This is a genomic window from Pedobacter hartonius (genome assembly GCF_900107535.1).
Taxonomy (GTDB): domain Bacteria; phylum Bacteroidota; class Bacteroidia; order Sphingobacteriales; family Sphingobacteriaceae; genus Pedobacter; species Pedobacter hartonius.
In genome coordinates this window covers 19,665-38,011 of the sequence record NZ_FNRA01000005.1, presented here as the reverse complement: position 1 = coordinate 38,011, position 18,347 = coordinate 19,665, and the positions used below count along the sequence as shown (strand labels likewise).

16 protein-coding genes are annotated in these 18,347 nt (G+C 44.0%); 12 read left to right on the top strand and 4 right to left on the bottom strand.

What is annotated here, in order from left to right:
* Nucleotides 1-432: 432 nt before the first annotated feature.
* Complete coding sequence (gene leuS / locus BLW16_RS10520) at nt 433-3,234, bottom strand: leucine--tRNA ligase (protein ID WP_090556549.1); 2,802 nt, start codon at nt 3,232-3,234, stop codon at nt 433-435.
* Between the two features lie 182 nt (nt 3,235-3,416).
* On the opposite strand from leuS, the gene BLW16_RS10515 reads away from it, so the two are divergent.
* The 8 genes from BLW16_RS10515 to BLW16_RS10480 all read left to right on the top strand — a co-directional run bounded on the left by BLW16_RS10515 (nt 3,417) and on the right by BLW16_RS10480 (nt 11,418).
* Nucleotides 3,417-4,295 (top strand): cell division protein FtsX, encoded by an 879-nt coding sequence (locus tag BLW16_RS10515; RefSeq protein ID WP_090556548.1) that lies wholly within the window; start codon nt 3,417-3,419, stop codon nt 4,293-4,295.
* Nucleotides 4,296-4,297: 2 nt separating this feature from the next.
* Nucleotides 4,298-4,519, top strand: a complete 222-nt coding sequence (locus tag BLW16_RS10510) for a DUF3098 domain-containing protein (RefSeq protein WP_175470549.1) — start codon at nt 4,298-4,300, stop codon at nt 4,517-4,519.
* Between the two features lie 7 nt (nt 4,520-4,526).
* Nucleotides 4,527-5,321 (top strand): undecaprenyl-diphosphate phosphatase, encoded by a 795-nt coding sequence (locus tag BLW16_RS10505; RefSeq protein WP_090556546.1) that lies wholly within the window; start codon nt 4,527-4,529, stop codon nt 5,319-5,321.
* A 52-nt stretch (nt 5,322-5,373) separates the two neighbouring features.
* The gene (gene truB / locus BLW16_RS10500) at nt 5,374-6,090 is read left to right on the top strand and encodes a tRNA pseudouridine(55) synthase TruB (protein ID WP_090556545.1); all 717 of its coding nucleotides are present in this window, start codon (nt 5,374-5,376) and stop codon (nt 6,088-6,090) included.
* 1 nt (nt 6,091) lies between these two features.
* Nucleotides 6,092-6,955 (top strand): YitT family protein, encoded by an 864-nt coding sequence (locus BLW16_RS10495; protein WP_090556544.1) that lies wholly within the window; start codon nt 6,092-6,094, stop codon nt 6,953-6,955.
* Between the two features lie 11 nt (nt 6,956-6,966).
* Nucleotides 6,967-7,902, top strand: coding sequence for a bifunctional riboflavin kinase/FAD synthetase (locus tag BLW16_RS10490; protein WP_090556543.1), 936 nt, complete (start codon nt 6,967-6,969; stop codon nt 7,900-7,902).
* Between the two features lie 171 nt (nt 7,903-8,073).
* The gene (locus BLW16_RS10485) at nt 8,074-10,302 is read left to right on the top strand and encodes a monovalent cation:proton antiporter family protein (RefSeq protein WP_090556542.1); all 2,229 of its coding nucleotides are present in this window, start codon (nt 8,074-8,076) and stop codon (nt 10,300-10,302) included.
* Between the two features lie 78 nt (nt 10,303-10,380).
* Nucleotides 10,381-11,418, top strand: coding sequence for a DUF2157 domain-containing protein (locus tag BLW16_RS10480; protein ID WP_090556541.1), 1,038 nt, complete (start codon nt 10,381-10,383; stop codon nt 11,416-11,418).
* 2 nt (nt 11,419-11,420) lie between these two features.
* On the opposite strand, the gene BLW16_RS10475 is transcribed toward BLW16_RS10480, so the two are convergent.
* A complete protein-coding gene (locus BLW16_RS10475; RefSeq protein WP_090556540.1) occupies nt 11,421-12,044 on the bottom strand; it encodes a LysE family transporter in 624 nt (207 codons plus the stop codon).
* Between the two features lie 16 nt (nt 12,045-12,060).
* A complete protein-coding gene (gene uvrA / locus BLW16_RS10470; RefSeq protein ID WP_090556539.1) occupies nt 12,061-14,880 on the bottom strand; it encodes an excinuclease ABC subunit UvrA in 2,820 nt (939 codons plus the stop codon).
* Nucleotides 14,881-15,146: 266 nt separating this feature from the next.
* Here uvrA and BLW16_RS10465 point away from each other — a divergent pair, with 266 nt between their 5' ends.
* The 4 genes from BLW16_RS10465 to recA all read left to right on the top strand — a co-directional run bounded on the left by BLW16_RS10465 (nt 15,147) and on the right by recA (nt 17,892).
* The gene (locus BLW16_RS10465) at nt 15,147-15,722 is read left to right on the top strand and encodes an RNA polymerase sigma factor (protein ID WP_090556538.1); all 576 of its coding nucleotides are present in this window, start codon (nt 15,147-15,149) and stop codon (nt 15,720-15,722) included.
* A gap of 101 nt (nt 15,723-15,823) precedes the next feature.
* Nucleotides 15,824-16,015, top strand: coding sequence for a hypothetical protein (locus BLW16_RS10460; RefSeq protein ID WP_090556537.1), 192 nt, complete (start codon nt 15,824-15,826; stop codon nt 16,013-16,015).
* A 58-nt stretch (nt 16,016-16,073) separates the two neighbouring features.
* Entirely contained in the window at nt 16,074-16,742 is a 669-nt protein-coding gene (gene nth, locus BLW16_RS10455) for an endonuclease III (protein WP_090556536.1), read from the top strand.
* A gap of 136 nt (nt 16,743-16,878) precedes the next feature.
* Nucleotides 16,879-17,892 (top strand): recombinase RecA, encoded by a 1,014-nt coding sequence (gene recA / locus BLW16_RS10450; RefSeq protein ID WP_090556535.1) that lies wholly within the window; start codon nt 16,879-16,881, stop codon nt 17,890-17,892.
* Nucleotides 17,893-18,132: 240 nt separating this feature from the next.
* Here the strand turns inward: recA and BLW16_RS10445 are convergent, their stop codons facing one another.
* Nucleotides 18,133-18,327, bottom strand: coding sequence for a hypothetical protein (locus BLW16_RS10445; RefSeq protein ID WP_245735214.1), 195 nt, complete (start codon nt 18,325-18,327; stop codon nt 18,133-18,135).
* Nucleotides 18,328-18,347 lie beyond the last annotated feature (20 nt).

Sequence of the window (18,347 nt, the reverse complement as noted above, 5' to 3'; positions counted from 1 at the left end):
AGATAATTTTCAATTTCGCAAATTGAATCAAGAATATGCTGTAACCTTAATTTATCACCTAATCTGCCTTTCATAGATCAGGACCTTATCTTTATCAACAAAGGGTTTCACATATTTGGATAAACCTTCATAACTAACAAGGTCAACTTTTTTCTGCAAAATCTGCTCAAGTTCATCCTGATAAGAAAAAAATTTCATTCCAATGGGTGTGGTATGAATGAACCAAATACATATGCCTTTATAACCGGACGACCAGAAAAAAAATTCTTAATATAACCGATGTGCTGTTCTGAAAGAATCATCTAAACAAAGATTATCAATTCTTAAACAATAAATCAGTTGAAGTTTTCCATATCCAGAAAAAAACAAATAAGATACGATAGCCATATAATTAAGTCATTAATTAATGGATAAGTTGATGGTTTGACCGGATTAAACCACCAGGTTAACAATCCTCCCCTTCACCACGATCACCTTCTTCGGCGTCTTGCCATCAAGGTACTTCTGCACCTGCTCATCCGCAAGTACGATCTCCTCAATTGCCGCAGCATCCAGTGCCAGGCTCAGGTTGATATTCAACCTCGTTTTCCCATTCACGGAAACAGGATAACTAAACTCATCCTCCACCATATACGCCGGGTTAAACACCGGGTAAACTGCAAAGGATAAACTTTCCTTGTTACCTAATAATGACCAGAGTTCTTCAGTAATATGCGGTGCATATGGTGAAAGCACGATCACCAGGTCCTGCAGGATACTACGTTTATTACATTTAAGATCAGTCAGCTCATTCACAGCAATCATAAAGCTGGATACCGAAGTATTGAACGAGAAACGCTCGATATCTTCCTGCACCTTTTTGATGATCTTATGCAAGGCCTTCAGTTCTGCCTTTGTTGGTTCCTCATCGTTCACATTAAATTCCCAGGCATCGTTATGGAACAGACGCCAGAACTTGCGCAGAAATTTAAACACACCTTCAATACCATTGGTATTCCATGGTTTGCTTTGTTCCAGCGGCCCCAGGAACATTTCGTACATCCTCAGCGTATCTGCACCATAACTGCTGATCAGCACATCAGGGTTCACCACGTTGAATTTAGACTTAGACATTTTCTCTACCTCTACGCCACAGATATATTTTCCGTTTTCAAGGATAAATGCTGCACCGGTAAACTCAGGCCTGAAAAGCTTAAACTTTTCAATGTTCAGGATCTCATTGTCTACAATATTCACATCCACATGCAAGGCAGAAGTTTTGTACTGGTCTTTCAATCCATGAGAAACCAGCGTATTTGTAGCCCTTCCATTTGCTTCAATCACGCGGTACACAAAATTGCTCCGTCCCTGGATCATTCCCTGGTTGATCAGCTTTTTGAAAGGCTCCTCTTCATTTACATAACCAAGATCTTTCAAAAACTTATTCCAGAAGCGGCTGTATAACAGGTGCCCTGTAGCATGTTCCGATCCGCCGATATACAGATCCACATCCTTCCAGTATGCAATGGCTTCTTTCGAAGCAAATTCAGTTTTATTCTGCGCATCCATATAGCGGTACCAGTACCAGCTGGATCCTGCCCATCCCGGCATGGTGCTCAACTCATAGATATACTGGTCCTCATAGCTCCAGTTTTCAGCCCTTCCCAACGGTGGCTCACCGGTTTCCGTTGGCAGGTACTTATCGATCTCAGGCAATAACAGCGGCAATTCTTCGGCTTTGATCAGGTAAGGGATTCCCTCTTTAAAATATACGGGGATAGGCTCTCCCCAGTAACGCTGACGGCCAAATATGGCATCGCGCATGCGGTAGTTAACTTTAGCCTTACCTACTTTCTTTTCTTCCAGCCAGCTGTTCAGTGTTTTCACTGCTTCGGCATAGGCCATTCCATTGATAAAGCCGGAATTGATATACAGGCCTTCTTTAGTAGGGTCAGCCTGAACTTCGATGTCTTTCTGTCCGTCCAGGATCTGCACTACAGGCAGATTAAAATGTTTTGCAAACAGCCAGTCACGCTGGTCACCGCTTGGCACGCCCATTACCGCACCTGTACCATAACCGGCAAGTACGTAATCGGCAATCCACAGTTGTACGCGTTCAGCACTAACGGGGTTGATCACATAACTTCCTGTAAATGCTCCGGAAACGGTTTTCGTATCTGCCATGCGGTCTAACTCAGACTTTTTCTTTGTCTGTGCGATATAATTTTTAACCGCATCGTGCTGTGCCGGCGTAGTTACAAAAGGAACCAGCTCATGCTCCGGTGCCAGTACAAGGTAGGAAACCCCGAATATCGTATCTACACGAGTAGTAAACACCTCAATGTAATCTGCAGGAACTTCTGCACCTTCGCGGGCTTCAATATTGAAGCGCACACTTGCTCCCACACTTTTCCCGATCCAGTTACGCTGCATCTCTTTTACCGGCTCCGGCCAGTCGATCGTATTGAGTCCTTGCAGCAAACGCTCGGCATAGGCCGAAATACGCATGCTCCATTGCATCATCTTCTTCTGCTCTACGGGATGGCCGCCACGTTCAGAGTATCCTTCTTTCACCTCATCATTGGCCAGTACCGTTCCCAGTGCTGCGCACCAGTTCACGGTACTTTCTCTCAGGTAAGTTAACCGGTATTTCAGCAGTTCTTCCTGTTTTTCCTCCGCGGTCATCGTTGCCCAGTCGCCCGGCATAAAGCTTTTCACCTCTTCGTCACAAACCGCCCTTACATCGGCACTGCCCGAAATATTGAACTTTTCGATCAGCGTACTGATATCTTCAGCCTTGTCCGTATCCAGGTTATACCATGAATTGAACAGCTGCATAAAAATCCATTGCGTCCATTTGTAATAGTCGGCCTCACTGGTGCGCAGTTCCCTGCTCCAGTCGAAAGAAAACCCGATCTGATCCAGCTGGCGCCTGTAAGTATTGATATTTACCTCAGTAGTTAATGCAGGGTGCTGACCTGTTTGTATCGCATATTGTTCGGCAGGTAACCCGAATGAGTCGTACCCCATAGGATGCAGCACATTAAATCCTTTTATTCTTTTATATCTTGAAAATATATCAGATGCAATGTAACCCAGCGGATGGCCAACATGTAAACCAGCCCCTGAAGGGTATGGAAACATATCCAGCACATAAAATTTAGGTTTTGCAGAATTATTCTCTGCCTTAAACGTTTGGTTTTCCGCCCAAAACTGCTGCCACTTCTGCTCTATTTCTTTAAATTGGTAATCCATTTACTGCTATTCCTTTATACAGCGCGAAAATAACTAAATAAAGGGTGTTTCAGAAAGGTTATGAAAAGAAATTGGATCAGAGGCCAATAACATACGATACAATACTGTTTAACCGTTTAAAAGGCATATAATTAATTTTTTTGCTTATATTTTTTTATTTTCGCAGAACATAAATAAATAACATGGAAGAATTTGAAGTTAGTGATGCTTCTAAGAAAACAAAAACCATTTATATTTCTACTATTTTTAGTATCACACTGGTTTTGTTAATGCTGGGTGTACTGGGTTTAATACTGGTACATGCAAAGAACCTTTCTAACTATGTGAAGGAAAATATTGTATTAAATATTATTGTAGACGAAGGCGCTAAAGAAGCGGATGTGCTGCAGTTTCAGAAAGAACTGAATGCCAATCCGGCAGTCAAACAAACCCAGTATGTAAACAAAGAACTGGCGGCAAGAAACCTTACACAGGACCTGGGCGAGGATTTCGTAAACTTCCTTGGCTATAACCCCCTGCTGTCTACGGTAGATGTGTACCTCAAAGCCGACTATGCAAATAACAAAAGTATAGACGCGCTGAAAGCCAATATCAGTAAAAATCCTGTCGTTAAAGAGGTGATCTACCAGAGTTCTCTGATCGACATGGTGAACCAGAACATCAATACCATAGGCCTCATCGTCCTTGGGTTTGCAGCAATATTGTTAGTGATCTCCATTGCCCTGATCAACAACACCATCAGGCTGGCTATTTTCTCCCAGCGTTTCATCATCAAGAGTATGCAGCTGGTGGGCGCCACCAAGAATTTTATCCGTCAGCCTTTCATTTTACTGGCCATGTTACACGGACTGATCGCTTCATTCATTGCAGTGATCATTTTGTTAGGCCTTTTATATTATGCGCAAAAAGAGATTCCGGAAATTGTTATTCTAAGGAATTATACAGAATTTGGTATTGTGCTTCTCTTTTTAGTTGGTGTTGGCATTTTTATTACGGCCATCAGTACAACTTTTGCAGTTAACAAATATTTACGTTTAAAAATTTACGACCTTTACAGATAATCATGGAGAAAAAAGCAACACCTGCAAACCAGGACCCTAAGAATGAACTGGTTTTCACCAAAAAGAACTATCAGCTGCTGCTGATCAGTATTGCAATTGTAGCCTTTGGTTTCATACTGATGATGGGTACTACAGACATCTATGACGTAAGAAAAACCATGATCGCTCCTATGGTAGTGCTCTTTGGATTTGGTTTCGGTATCTACGCAGTCCTGAAAAAGTAAGCCCTTCATGAATTTCATTCAAGCAATTATTCTCGCTGTGATAGAGGGACTAACGGAGTTTTTACCCGTCTCTTCTACCGGTCACATGATCCTTGCCTCTTCCTATATGGGAATAGCGTCTGATCCTTTTGTTAAACTTTTTACAATTGTCATACAACTCGGAGCCATCCTTTCTGTAGTTGTTCTGTATTTCAAACGTTTTTTCAAAACACTTGATTTTTACTACAAGCTGATCGTGGCATTTATTCCTGCAGCAGTGTTCGGCTACCTGTTAAGCGATAAGATCGATGAATTGCTGGAAAGCCCGATGACTGTCGCAATTTCCCTTGTAATTGGTGGCTTTATCCTTTTATTTGTGGATAAATGGTTTAGTGAGCCTACCATCCATAGCGAAGAAGAAATTACTTACCTTACCGCCTTAAAGATCGGGTTCTTCCAATGTCTGGCCATGATTCCGGGAACATCAAGATCCGGTGCCAGTATTGTTGGCGGAATGACACAAAAATTAAGCAGGAAGGTTGCTGCCGAATTCTCTTTCTTTCTGGCCGTGCCTACCATGTTTGCCGCAACTGCCAAAAAGTTACTGGATTTTTACAAAGCCGGCCATACCGTTTCACATCAGGAAGTTCAGATCCTGCTGGTAGCCAATGTAATTGCTTTCATTGTTGCCTTACTGGCGATAAAAAGCTTTATCGGCTTTCTCAACAAAAATGGGTTCAAACTCTTTGGATGGTACCGGATCATCGCAGGAATCATCATTATCCTGCTTATCTACAGCGGGCATGACCTGCAGATCATATAATTGTGTAAATTGCCGCTTAATTTAGATCATCGTTTTGAGCGTAGAAAAGTTAATGGAAAGAACCTTCAATTTTGCTGAAGGCGAGTTGTTACTCATCAACAAACCCTATAAGTGGACAAGTTTTGATGTAGTGGGGAAGATTAGAAACTCCTTAAAACCCCTCAAATTAAAAGTTGGCCATGCCGGCACACTTGATCCGCTGGCTACAGGCCTGCTGATCCTCTGTACGGGAAAGCTGACCAAACAGATCGATACCTTCCAGGCAGAAGATAAAGAATATACCGGCACCATGATCCTTGGTGCTACCACACCCTCCTTTGATCTGGAGACTACCGTAGATGCAGAATATCCGCTGGACGCAATTACCGGGGAGGCAATATATGCCGCCACTGCGCCCTTTATTGGTGAGATCCAGCAGTACCCGCCAGCCCATTCCGCAGTAAAAGTAAACGGAGAGCGTTTGTACGTCAAGGCCCGAAGGGGTGAAGAGCAGGAACTGAGGCTTCGTTTTGTAAATGTCCCGGTTTTTGAAATCACCCGCATTGCCCTGCCGGAGGTAGACTTCCGCATTGTATGCAGCAAAGGTACCTATATCAGATCGCTCGTGTCAGATTTTGGCAAACACCTGAATAATGGCGCATACCTGTCTAAGCTCACACGTACCCGCAGCGGTGATTTTCTTTTGGAAAATGCATTTGAGGTAACAGATCTCGTTGACTATCTTCGCAGTAAAAGGGAAGCCGCCGCAATCCCATCAGCAAATACCTGATATGCATAACCACCTGAAAAATAAATACCTGCAGTACGGGAGAGATTTTCTCCTGATCACCTGCGGCATCTTTTCCGCCTGTTTCGGCCTGAAGAGTTTCCTGATGCCCAGCGAATTCATCGATGGCGGGGTAACAGGTATCTCACTGCTGATCAGTACCCTGACAGGATTAAAACTATCTTATCTGATCCTGATCATCAATATTCCCTTTGTGATCCTCGGCTTCAGCCAGATCGGAAAAACCTTCGCGATTAAAACAGCCTGCGCAATCGCTGTACTGGCCGTGTTGTTGATCATCCTCCCTTTTCAGCCCGTTACGCATGATAAACTCCTGATCGCCTTTTTTGGCGGTCTGTTTTTAGGCGGAGGCATAGGCCTGGCCATGCGTGGCGGATGTGTGATTGACGGAACAGAAGTACTTGCACTCTATATCAGTAAGAACAGCATGTTTACCGTAGGCAATATCATCCTGATCCTGAATATCATGATCTTTGCTGTGGCAGCAATTTTCCTCGGTGTGGAAACAGCAATGTACGCGATACTGACTTACCTGTCTGCCTCCAAAACGATCGATTTTGTGGTGAATGGCCTGGAGCAGTATATCGGGGTAACCGTAATTTCTGAGAAGAAGGATGAGATCCGCCAGTTCCTGATCAACAATATGAAACGCGGGGTAACTATCTATAAAGGCGAGGGCGGCTACAATGAGAAAAAAGAGATCGATATATTATATACCGTAGTGACCAAATTAGAAATGGGCAAACTGCAAACGGAGATCCGGCAGATCGATCCGGATGCCTTTGTAGTTCAGCAACAGATTTCCGATATCAAAGGAGGGGTGGTTAAACGCCATGCCCTGCATTAATTTTAAAGATTTTGAAAATATATAATCACCTGTCCGAGTTTAAGCGGTTGAACAATGCTGTTGCAACCATAGGTACTTTTGATGGCGTACATTTCGGGCACCAGAAAATCATCAACAGGCTTTGCGAACTGGCCAGATCTACCGGCGGCGAAAGCGTGATCCTTACCTTTTTCCCCCATCCGCGGATGATCATTGATCCTGAAAACCAGGACCTGAAGATGATCAATACCATTGAAGAAAAAGCAGAGATCCTGGCAGTACTGGGTGTAGACCACCTGATCATTACACCTTTTACAAGAGATTTTTCCAACCTGAGCCCTTCGGAATACATTAAGAATATCCTGGTAGATACCATAGGCATCAAACAGATTATCGTAGGTTACGACCACCGCTTTGGCAAAGACAGGACCGGCGGAATGACAGACCTCGCTGCCTTCTCCGGTCCTTACGGATACCAGATTGAAGAGATAGACGAGCAGGATATCAATGATGTGGCTGTCAGCTCTACCAAGATCAGGAAATCACTGTTAAGCGGACAGGTTGGCCTGGCCGCGGAATATCTTGGTTACCCATTCTCCTTATACGGGCCGGTAATTAAGGGCGACAAGATTGGCCGCACCATCGGTTTTCCTACAGCAAATATATTCATCGAACAGCCTTATAAACTGATTCCCTCAGATGGGATCTACGCGGTAACGGTAGATATGGCAGATCAATCCTACCAGGCAATGGCCTATATTGGTCAGCGCCCCACCATTAACGGAATGACCAGGAATATTGAGGTCAATATCTTTGATTTTGACAGGGAAATTTACGGACAGTATATCAGGATGAACTTCCATGAGTTCCTGAGACATGACGTAAAATTTACCGGACTGGAAGCCCTGAAATTACAGCTGCAAAAGGATAAAGAAGATACCCTGGCCTATTTCTCCGGGCGCATTTAAAAAAAGAAAAGCGCATTTTCTTATTGAAAAACGCCATATTTTAGTATATTACGATAATCAGATCTTTCGTCAGCATATCATTGTTTTTTACCGGTCATGAAGCTATCATCAGCATATCATGACTGATTTTAAGCTGTATGCTGATGATGGTTTCATCAATGATTATTTTATATGCTACATTTACCCGTTTTAATAACCGATTTAGGTTTAATACTCGCGGCCGCAGGGGTAACTACCCTTCTTTTTAAAAAGATAAGACAACCCTTGGTATTAGGCTATATTCTGGCCGGGATGCTGGTTGGCCCGCATATCCACTTTTTTCCTACAGTTACCGACAGTGAAAGCGTTCATATCTGGGCGGAGATCGGGGTGATCTTTTTATTGTTCAGCCTCGGCCTTGAATTCAGTTTCAAAAAATTGGTTAAAGTTGGTGGCTCTGCCTCCATCACCGCTATTGTAGAAGTCGCTTTTATGCTCCTGATCGGCTTTGTGGCGGGTAAACTGATGGGCTGGGCGCTTATGGACTGTATTTTTCTTGGAGGAATCCTGTCCGTCTCCTCTACCACGATTATCATCAGGGCCTTTGAAGAACTGGGCGTAAAACACAAAAAATTCGCCGGTCTCGTATTTGGCGTCCTGATCGTAGAAGATCTGGTAGCGATCCTGCTGCTGGTGCTGCTTTCCACCCTGGCCGTCAGCAGACAATTTGCCGGGGCGGAAATGTTCTTCTCTATCCTGAAATTGTGCTTTTTCCTGGTATTGTGGTTCATTGGCGGCATCTTCCTGGTGCCAACCTTTCTGAAGGCTACAAAAAAGCTGATGAACGATGAGACGATGCTGATCGTTTCGCTTGCCCTTTGCCTGCTCATGGTCATGCTGGCAGTGAAAGTAGGCTTCTCCCCTGCCCTGGGTGCCTTTATCATGGGTTCCGTGCTTGCAGAAACCACACAGGCCGAAAAGATAGAACACCTTACAAAATCTGTGAAGGACCTGTTCGCGGCGGTATTCTTTGTATCTGTCGGCATGCTGATCGATCCGGGTATCCTGGTCAGCTATGCAGTTCCCATACTGATCATCACTTTAGCCACGATCATCGGTAAATTCCTGAGTTCAGGAATGGGCGCACTGATCTCCGGACAGCCCCTTAAAACGGCTGTACAGACAGGGATGAGCCTGGCCCAGATCGGGGAATTTTCATTTATCATTGCCACATTGGGTATTACGCTGAAGGTAACCAGTGATTTCCTGTACCCCATTGCTGTAGCCGTATCCGCAATTACTACTTTTACCACACCATACCTGATTAAAACCTCCGAACCGTTTTACCTGTTCCTGGAACGGAAAATGCCGCAGAAATGGGTAGAGGGAATCAACAGGTACAGCAGCAGTACGGCGGGTATTACTACCATGAGCGACTGGAAGATCCTGCTGAAAGCCTATACCTTCAATACGATCATCCACGCTGTGATCCTCATCGCCATTATCTTTGCCGGCTCCAGGTACCTGCAGCCTTTTATCACCGAGCATATCATCAACGGCAATAAGGGGATCATCATCAGCCTGATCGTCTCACTGATCGTCATGGCCCCTTTCTTATGGGCGCTGGCCATCCGCAGGATAGAACGGAAGGCACATGCTCATTTATGGCTCAATAAAAAATATACCCGCGGGCCGCTGATCTCACTGGAAATACTCCGGATAGGCCTGGCCCTCTTTGCCGTGGGGTTTCTGATCTACCAGTTTTATAGCACCTGGGCGTCGATCATCGTTGCGCTGGCGCTGATCATCCTGGCAATGACAATTTTCTCCAGGAGGCTGCAGGCCTTTTACGACAGGATGGAAAATCGTTTTCTGTATAACCTGAATGCCAGGGAAGAGCAAAACAAACAGCCCGAGATCTTGCCCTGGGATACCCATCTGACGGAATTAACCGTTTCCCCGGAATCAGACCTGGTAGGGAAATCACTTATAGAACTGGCCGTAAGGGAGAGATATGGTGTAAATATCGCGCTGATTGAGCGGGGCACTAAAATGATCCCCACTCCAGGCCGGGATGAAAGGTTATACCCCAATGATAAGGTCATGCTGATCGGTACCGATGATCAGCTGGCAGCAATCCAGGAATTGTTCAATGGTGCCATCAAAGACAATGACGAAACCTATTTCCCAAAAAAGGACATGACCCTGCAGAAGATAGTCATCAACAGCTCCTCTCCCGTTTTTGCGCAGACCATCCGCGACTCCGGGATCAGGGAGCAAACGCAGGGACTGGTAGTAGGTATTGAACGCAAGGGAGTACGGATACTGAACCCGGATTCGAACCTCATATTTGAAAACGAGGATATTGTATGGATCGTAGGGAACAATAAAAAGATCCCGGACCTGCTCAGGAAAACTTAAAAAGTATTTTTTTGTTATCGCTTAGAGGATTAGCTTCGTTGAAGCGGTATTCCGATTAAAATATTCATTGCAGTAATAATGAAGATAGACCAGGAAAAAAGTGAGTTTTTAGACGAAATGCTGGAGCACTGGCAGGAAGAGCAGCTGCTGACTGAAGCCGAAGTCCGGAAATTAAAAGCAAGTTATGAGGCCAAATCGTTCGACTGGCGGAGGCTGGCACAGTATTCTTTCTGGATTGCGATGGCCTGCGGCGTGATCTCCCTCGGGGCATTACTGATTGACAACCAGATCCTCGATTACCTGAAAAAGCTCTATGATACGCCTGACAGTATGATCAGTCTGTTATCCGCTGCTGCTGCCGGCATGTTGTACTGGTTAAGCTTTAAAAGAAAAAAATCATTGCCCATGGAAGTGTTCAGCAATGATGCGATCATCTTCACCGCGGTGATGCTGACGGCAAATGCGATTGCTTACCTTGGCAAAGCCATAGGCAGCCAGAGTGGTCATTTTTCACTACTCATCTTATTTTCCGTTTTCGTTTATGGCGTACTGGCTTTTGTATTTAAATCACGTCTGATCTGGGTATTTGTACTGATCTCTCTCGGCGCCTGGTTTGGAACAGAAACCGGTTACCTTTCCCGTGGTAACCTCTACTTCCTCGGGATGAATTACCCGTTACGTTTTGTGATCTTCGGCCTGGTGATTACCGGCATATCACTGCTGTTCCGGAAGGTAAAGGCTTTTCAGTTCTTTTACCTCAGCACCTATATCAGTGGCATGATGTACCTCTTTATTTCTCTCTGGCTGATCTCCGTTTTCGGGAACTTCGGGACGCTGGACCAATGGTATGGCATAAAACAGATCAGTTTGTTCTACTGGGCACTGATCTCGGCAGCGGCCTGTGCAATCAGCATCATGGCCGGGCTGAAGTTCAGGGACGAGGTAGCAAGGGAGTTTGGTATCACTTTTCTTTTTTTAAATCTCTATACCCGGTACTTCGAGTACTTCTGGGATACCTGGCACAAGGCCTTGTTCTTCTGCGTCCTGGCGGCATCATTCTGGTTCATCGGCCGCAGGGCGGAAAAAATATGGAACCTGGAATTCCTGAAGAAATAATGCTAGTTTTTTATAAAATGAATATAGATCAGCTTGAAGATATGATAGGCAGACAAGGCGAAAAACAATCCCGCAATAGCCTTATTCACCACATAATTGTTCAGCGTAAACTTCGTCTGGATATACTGTGCAAACCTTGCGAAGCCATATAAAGCAACTGCAGCCCCGATTCCGGAACCTATACTAAAGATGCTCAAAGAGATATACCCCTTGTCTATCCATTCATGGGAAATCAGGTATGTACCTACGAACAGCCAGTAAGGGATCTGCATGGGGTTAAGTACACCCAGCAGCATGCCATACCTGATACTGTCTTTTTTAGAATAGTCCGCTTTAGGCATTTCCTTGCGTGAGCGCCAGGTGCTTATTCCCAGTATGAGGAACATGATGATCATTACGCCGTCAATGTATTCCCCCACCTTGATCTCACTGGACAGCCACTGTACAAACCGCATTACCCCAAGGGTAAAAAGTACCTCGATGGCTGAGAAGGCAAGAATAAAATAGATCGCCTGCTTGATTCCTCTTGTGACCGTGATCTGAACAACGGTCAGATTAATATTTCCCGGCGGGATATAACCTATAGAATTAAGAATTATTCCCAGGAAAAAGGTTAAAAAAAGCATGTGCGAATATAGATATTTATTTCTCTGTTAATGAAGGTGTCAGATGTTCTTTCAGATATTTTGCCGTGTAGGACGTTTTCTCATTGACAAGATCTTCAGGAGTTCCTTCAAAAACAACATTTCCGCCTTTATCGCCGCCTTCCGGACCAATATCAATTACCCAGTCGGCAGATTTGATCATATCCATATTATGCTCAATCACCAGGATCGTATTCCCCTGTTCTATCAGCGTGTTCAAAGCGATCAGCAGCTTTTTGATATCATGAAAATGCAACCCGGTAGTAGGCTCATCAAAGATGAACATCGTTTTACTGGCGTTATTGCCTTTAATTAAAAAGGAAGCCAGTTTAATCCGCTGTGCTTCCCCGCCGGATAAGGTATTGGAGGATTGTCCCAGATGAACATACCCAAGGCCAACGTCTACCAGCGGCTGCAGCTTATTCAGGATCTTTTGTTCATTTGCAAAAAAGGCGACAGCCTCATCTATGGTCAGGTCCAGGATGTCAGCCACATTTTTGTCCTGATAGGTCACATCCAGTATCTGCTGCTTGAATCTGCGTCCGCCGCAGGCCTCACAAGGCAGGTAAATGTCTGCCATGAACTGCATTTCTATTTTCACTTCTCCCTCACCCTGGCAAACATCACAGCGGCCCCCCTCAACATTGAAAGAGAAGGCTGCCGGTTTCAAACCTGCGGCTTTCGAGGCCGGTAGTGCAGAGAACAAAGCCCGCACGTCATCCCAAGCTTTCACATACGTCACCGGGTTTGATCTTGAAGAACGCCCGATAGGGTTCTGATCCACCATTTCAACCTGGCTGATCAGGTCGTAATTTCCGGATATCCCGTCATAAAGACCGGTCTGCTCGCCCGCATAATTGCCAATGGCCTTCTGCAGGGCAGGATACAGGATCTTTTTGATCAGGCTGGTTTTACCGGAGCCTGATACCCCGCTTACTACCGTGAACACCCCAAGCGGGAATTTCACTTCTATATTCTTAAGGTTGTTCTCTCTTGCCCCCTTGATCAGGATATGGTCTGCCCACTTCCTTCGCGTTGCCGGGATTGAGATACTCTCCCTGCCGGACAGGTACTGCCCCGTCAGGCTTTTCTTGTCTTTAATGATCTGGTCATAAGTACCGCTGAAAACCAGGTTCCCACCTAAGGTACCCGCTTCAGGGCCGATATCAATGATATAGTCCGCCGCTTTCATCATTTCCTCCTCATGTTCAACCACAAGAACGGTGTTTCCTACATTCCGCAGGGACAGCAATACTTCAATCAGTTTATTGGTATCTCTTGGGTGTAACCCGATACTGGGCTCATCCAGTACATAAATTGAGCCCACTAAACTACTGCCCAGTGAGGTAGCAAGGTTAATCCGCTGCGATTCTCCACCTGACAAGGTATTGGATAACCGGTTCAGCGTTAAATAGCCAAGGCCAACATTATTCAGATAAAGCACACGGCTGGTTACTTCCGCCAGTAAGCACTTGGAGATTTTAACATCAGTTTCCGACAGCTCAAGCTTGTCAAAGAAATCCTGGATGGATGACAGGGGCATCAGCACCACATCTACAATAGATTTTCCGGCGATCTTCACATAAGAAGCATCTTTACGTAATCTGGACCCTTTACAGTCCGGGCAGATTGTCTTTCCGCGGTAACGTGATAACATTACACGGTACTGGATCTTATAGGTCTGCTCTTCCAGTTCTTTGAAGAAATCGTCCAGTCCTCCAAAGTATTTATTTCCCGTCCATACCAACCGCTGTTCCTTCTCCGTCAGCTCACTGAAAGGGCGGTGAATAGGGAAATTAAACTTGTCGGCATTTTTGATCAGTTTATTCAGCCATTCGCGCATTTTTTCCCCTCTCCAGGGCGCAACGGCATTGTCATAAAGACTTTTGCTTTTATCAGGAATGACCAGGTCTTCATCTATACCGATCACATTCCCGTAACCTTCACAACGTTTACAGGCCCCGTACGGGTTATTGAAGCTGAAAAAATTAGGGGTAGGTTCTTCAAACCTGATCCCGTCCAGTTCAAAACGGTCGCAGAAATGCGAAACCTGATCTTCGTGCTCCACATAACAGTCTCCTTTACCTTCAAAAAAGGCAGTCTGAACAGAATCCGCCAGCCTGCTCATGGTCTCGTCATCATCATGAAAAACGATACGGTCAATCAGGATCTTTATGGTAGACGCATCTGTAAGTTCGTAGTCCTTAAAACCCTCATCTTCGAGGATGGTCTCAATTTTACTCAGCTTGTCATTCAGGTAAACCCGCAGAAATCCCTTTTGAAGCAATACGGCAAGCTCTTCTTTTACCGAACGGTTGTTGTGCGGGTGCAGCGGACAGAAGATCGTTACTACACTTTCATTCCCTAATCCAGACACAAAATCAACAACAGTGCTCACTGTATCTTTTTTTACGATCTGTCCTGTTTCAGGAGAGATCGTTTTACCGATCCTGGAGAACAGCAGTTTAAGATAATCATAGATCTCCGTTGATGTACCTACTGTAGACCTGGGGTTAGAGGTAATTACCTTTTGCTCAATCGCAATAGCCGGGGCTATTCCTTTAATATAATCAACATCAGGTTTGTTCATTCTTCCCATGAACTGACGTGCATAGGATGACAGGCTCTCCACATAACGCCGCTGCCCTTCCGCATACAGCGTGTCAAATGCCAGTGAAGATTTTCCGGACCCAGACATACCTGTGATGACTACCAGCTTGTTCTTTGGTATGGCAACGTCGATATTTTTAAGGTTATGTACCCTGGCTCCCTTTATTATAATATTTTTATGTGGATCTTTCTCGGTTTCCTTACTCATTTAATTCCTTATGGGATTTACAAATATAACCTAAAAAACACAAAATTAGTTTTTTTGGGGAAATGCAAAAATACGGCTCTGCAACTACTTTTAATTTTTTTTAGTATTTTTATTGTTGTATTCTGATAAAAAAATCCTTCTTTTGAATAAATATAAGTAAACAATTAATCCATCTCATTAAAAAACATAGGAGAAACGCTATAGAACAAAACATCTACTAAGTATTTTTTAGCAAAACAGCAAGGGAATTTAGTACATATAATCCTATGAATTTACAATCCTATAGTGATCAGGACTTGGTGAAGTTATACCTGACCGGCAATGAGTCGGTTTTGGAGGAACTTTTGAACAGACACAAGTCCAAAATATACACTTCTATTTATTTACTGGTCAAAGATCAGTACCTGGCAGAAGATATTTTTCAGGATACTTTTATAAAAGTGATCAATACGCTACGATCAGGCAGATATAATGAGGAAGGTAAATTCTTGCCATGGGTGATGCGTATTGCGCACAACCTGGTGATCGATTACTTCCGCCGTGAAAAGCGTGCCCCGGTAATTACCAGTGCAGACGGTACTGACGTGCTCAATATGCTGCAGGTATATGAGGAGAGCGCTGAGGAAAAGATCCTTCGTGAACAGACCCATACAGACCTTAGAACGCTGATCCAGTTATTGCCTGACGAACAGAAAGAAGTACTGATCATGCGCCATTACGCAGACCTGAGTTTTAAAGAAATTGCAGACCTCACAGATGTGAGCATTAACACTGCCCTGGGAAGAATGAGATATGCACTGAGCAATCTCCGTAAGATGATGAAGGTGAAAGAGGTAACCTAACGGGCGAATTAAAATTCGATTAAAAATATTGTTATCGGATACAAAATAAATAGTAACTTGTTTCGTTCTATTGATAACTAAAACAGAACAGTTTATTGCTTATGATAACAACATCTACTTCTACTCCCGATTTAAACCACTTAAATCAGCAAGCTGAAAATTTAAGTGGAGAATTTCTTAATGACCTGGATTTAATGTTCTATGAAAGCATTAAGCCACAAATGGACCGCCTGAATATGAGCCCTGAGGATGAAACCATCTCGAGGATACTTGCCTATTCAAAATCCCTTTGATTGCGTAAAATATTGAGCTGCCAGCTTACTGGCAGCTTTTTTTATTTTATCTTTGCACATGCTCAAAAAAGAAAGGTATAAACAATTTGTAGCCTATTTTTCTGCTAAACAGCCTGATGCTGAAACAGAATTGCACTATAACAACCCTTTTCAGCTGCTGGTTGCAGTAATCCTGTCTGCGCAGTGTACCGATAAAAGAATCAACCAGGTGACCCCTGCATTATTTCAGCGCTTTCCAAATGCCAAAGCGCTTTCAGAAGCTACAGCTGATATTGTATTTGACTACATCAGAAGTGTGAGTTACCCTAATAATAAAGCAAAACACCTGGTAGGAATGGCCAATATGCTGGTCACTGAGTTTGACAGTCAGGTACCATCTGATATTGATCAGTTACAGCGGATGCCCGGTGTGGGCAGAAAGACAGCGAATGTGATCGCCTCGGTGATCTACAACGCTCCTGCAATGGCTGTTGATACACATGTTTTCCGCGTGGCCAACAGGATCGGCCTCACTAACGGAAAAACACCGCTGGCAGTGGAAAAAGATCTGGTGAAATTTTTGCCTCAGGAAGATATCCATATCGCACACCATTGGCTTATCCTCCATGGAAGATATATTTGTGTGGCCCGCTCACCAAAATGTGATATCTGCCCGATCACTTCCATTTGCAGATATTTTGAGCGCCTGAACAAACCAGCTAAAGAAATTAGCCATTTTACGAATTAAAAATCATTATTTTTAGAGGTTATGTTATTTATTGAAAAATAATACCTAATATTGCTAATATATTTAGCCATAATACATCAATAGGTAGTTTTTATAAAGAATAAATATTTTATATTTACGCACACAATTTAACAAGATGACTCCAAACGCAGATAAATTAAAAGCATTACAACTTACACTTGATAAGTTAGAAAAATCTTACGGTAAAGGTGCCGTGATGAAATTGGGTGATACACCTACTGAATCTATTGAAGCGATTTCAACCGGCTCTATCAGTTTAGATATTGCTTTGGGCATTGGCGGCGTTCCTAAAGGACGTGTGATCGAGATCTATGGTCCTGAATCATCTGGTAAAACTACCCTGGCTACACATATTATTGCTGAAGCACAGAAAAAAGGTGGTGTAGCAGCCTTTATTGATGCAGAACATGCATTTGATAAATTCTATGCTAAAAAACTGGGTGTAGATGTAGATAACCTGCTGATTGCACAACCGGACAATGGAGAGCAGGCACTGGAAATCGCCGATAACCTGATCCGCTCCGGCGCGATTGATGTGATCGTGATTGATTCCGTTGCCGCATTGGTGCCAAAAGCGGAGATCGAAGGTGAAATGGGTGACTCAAAAATGGGTCTTCAGGCACGTTTGATGTCACAGGCATTGAGAAAACTTACAGGAACAATTGCTAAAACAGGATGTTGCTGCATATTTATTAACCAGTTGCGTGAAAAGATCGGTGTCATGTTCGGTAACCCCGAAACGACTACCGGTGGTAACGCCCTGAAGTTCTATGCTTCAGTACGCCTTGATATCCGCAGAACTTCCCAGATCAAAGATTCTGATGAAGTATCCGGTAACAGGGTAAAAGTGAAAATCGTTAAAAATAAAGTAGCGCCTCCTTTCCGTGTTGCAGAATTTGATGTGATGTTCGGACAGGGAATCTCTAAGGTAGGTGAGATCATCGATCTTGGAGTAGATTTCAATATCGTGAAAAAAGCAGGATCATGGTTTTCTTACGGAGATACTAAACTTGGACAGGGAAGAGATGCAGTGAAACAGCTGTTGCTTGACAATCCTGAACTGGCGGATGAAATCGAAGCTAAGATCAGGGCTGAAGTTACCGGGGAGAAACTGGAAGAATTGCAATAGATAACATTGCCTGGAGCTTAAGGTTATCCTGGCTTCGCTGAAAAAAGGGGTTAGCTGTATCAATGCTGCCTGCTGCTGAAGCGCAGCAGAGAAGGCATCGATACAGCTAACCCCTTTTTTTTAAGGCTATCCCATTGCATGGAGCATACCTGTATGGTGGCTGTTACAATTGCTGATACTTATTCCACATACTGAGTATAACTTGTACAACAGGAGTAACGCTGCGCTTTGCGGGAGCTGTTATGGCTGCGTGATATTGGTAGATTCCGGGGTCATGTATTTCGCGTCAACCGTGATGATCACGTAGGCAGCAACAAAAATTGCAATCACCAATACGATCAGGCCAATATAATTCCTGTTCTTATCCTGTTTGATCAGGTAGATCAGGAATATAATTAAAGGAATCAGCATCAGGCCAAAAAACAAAAAGCTCATCGAATTCATAATGATAGTAG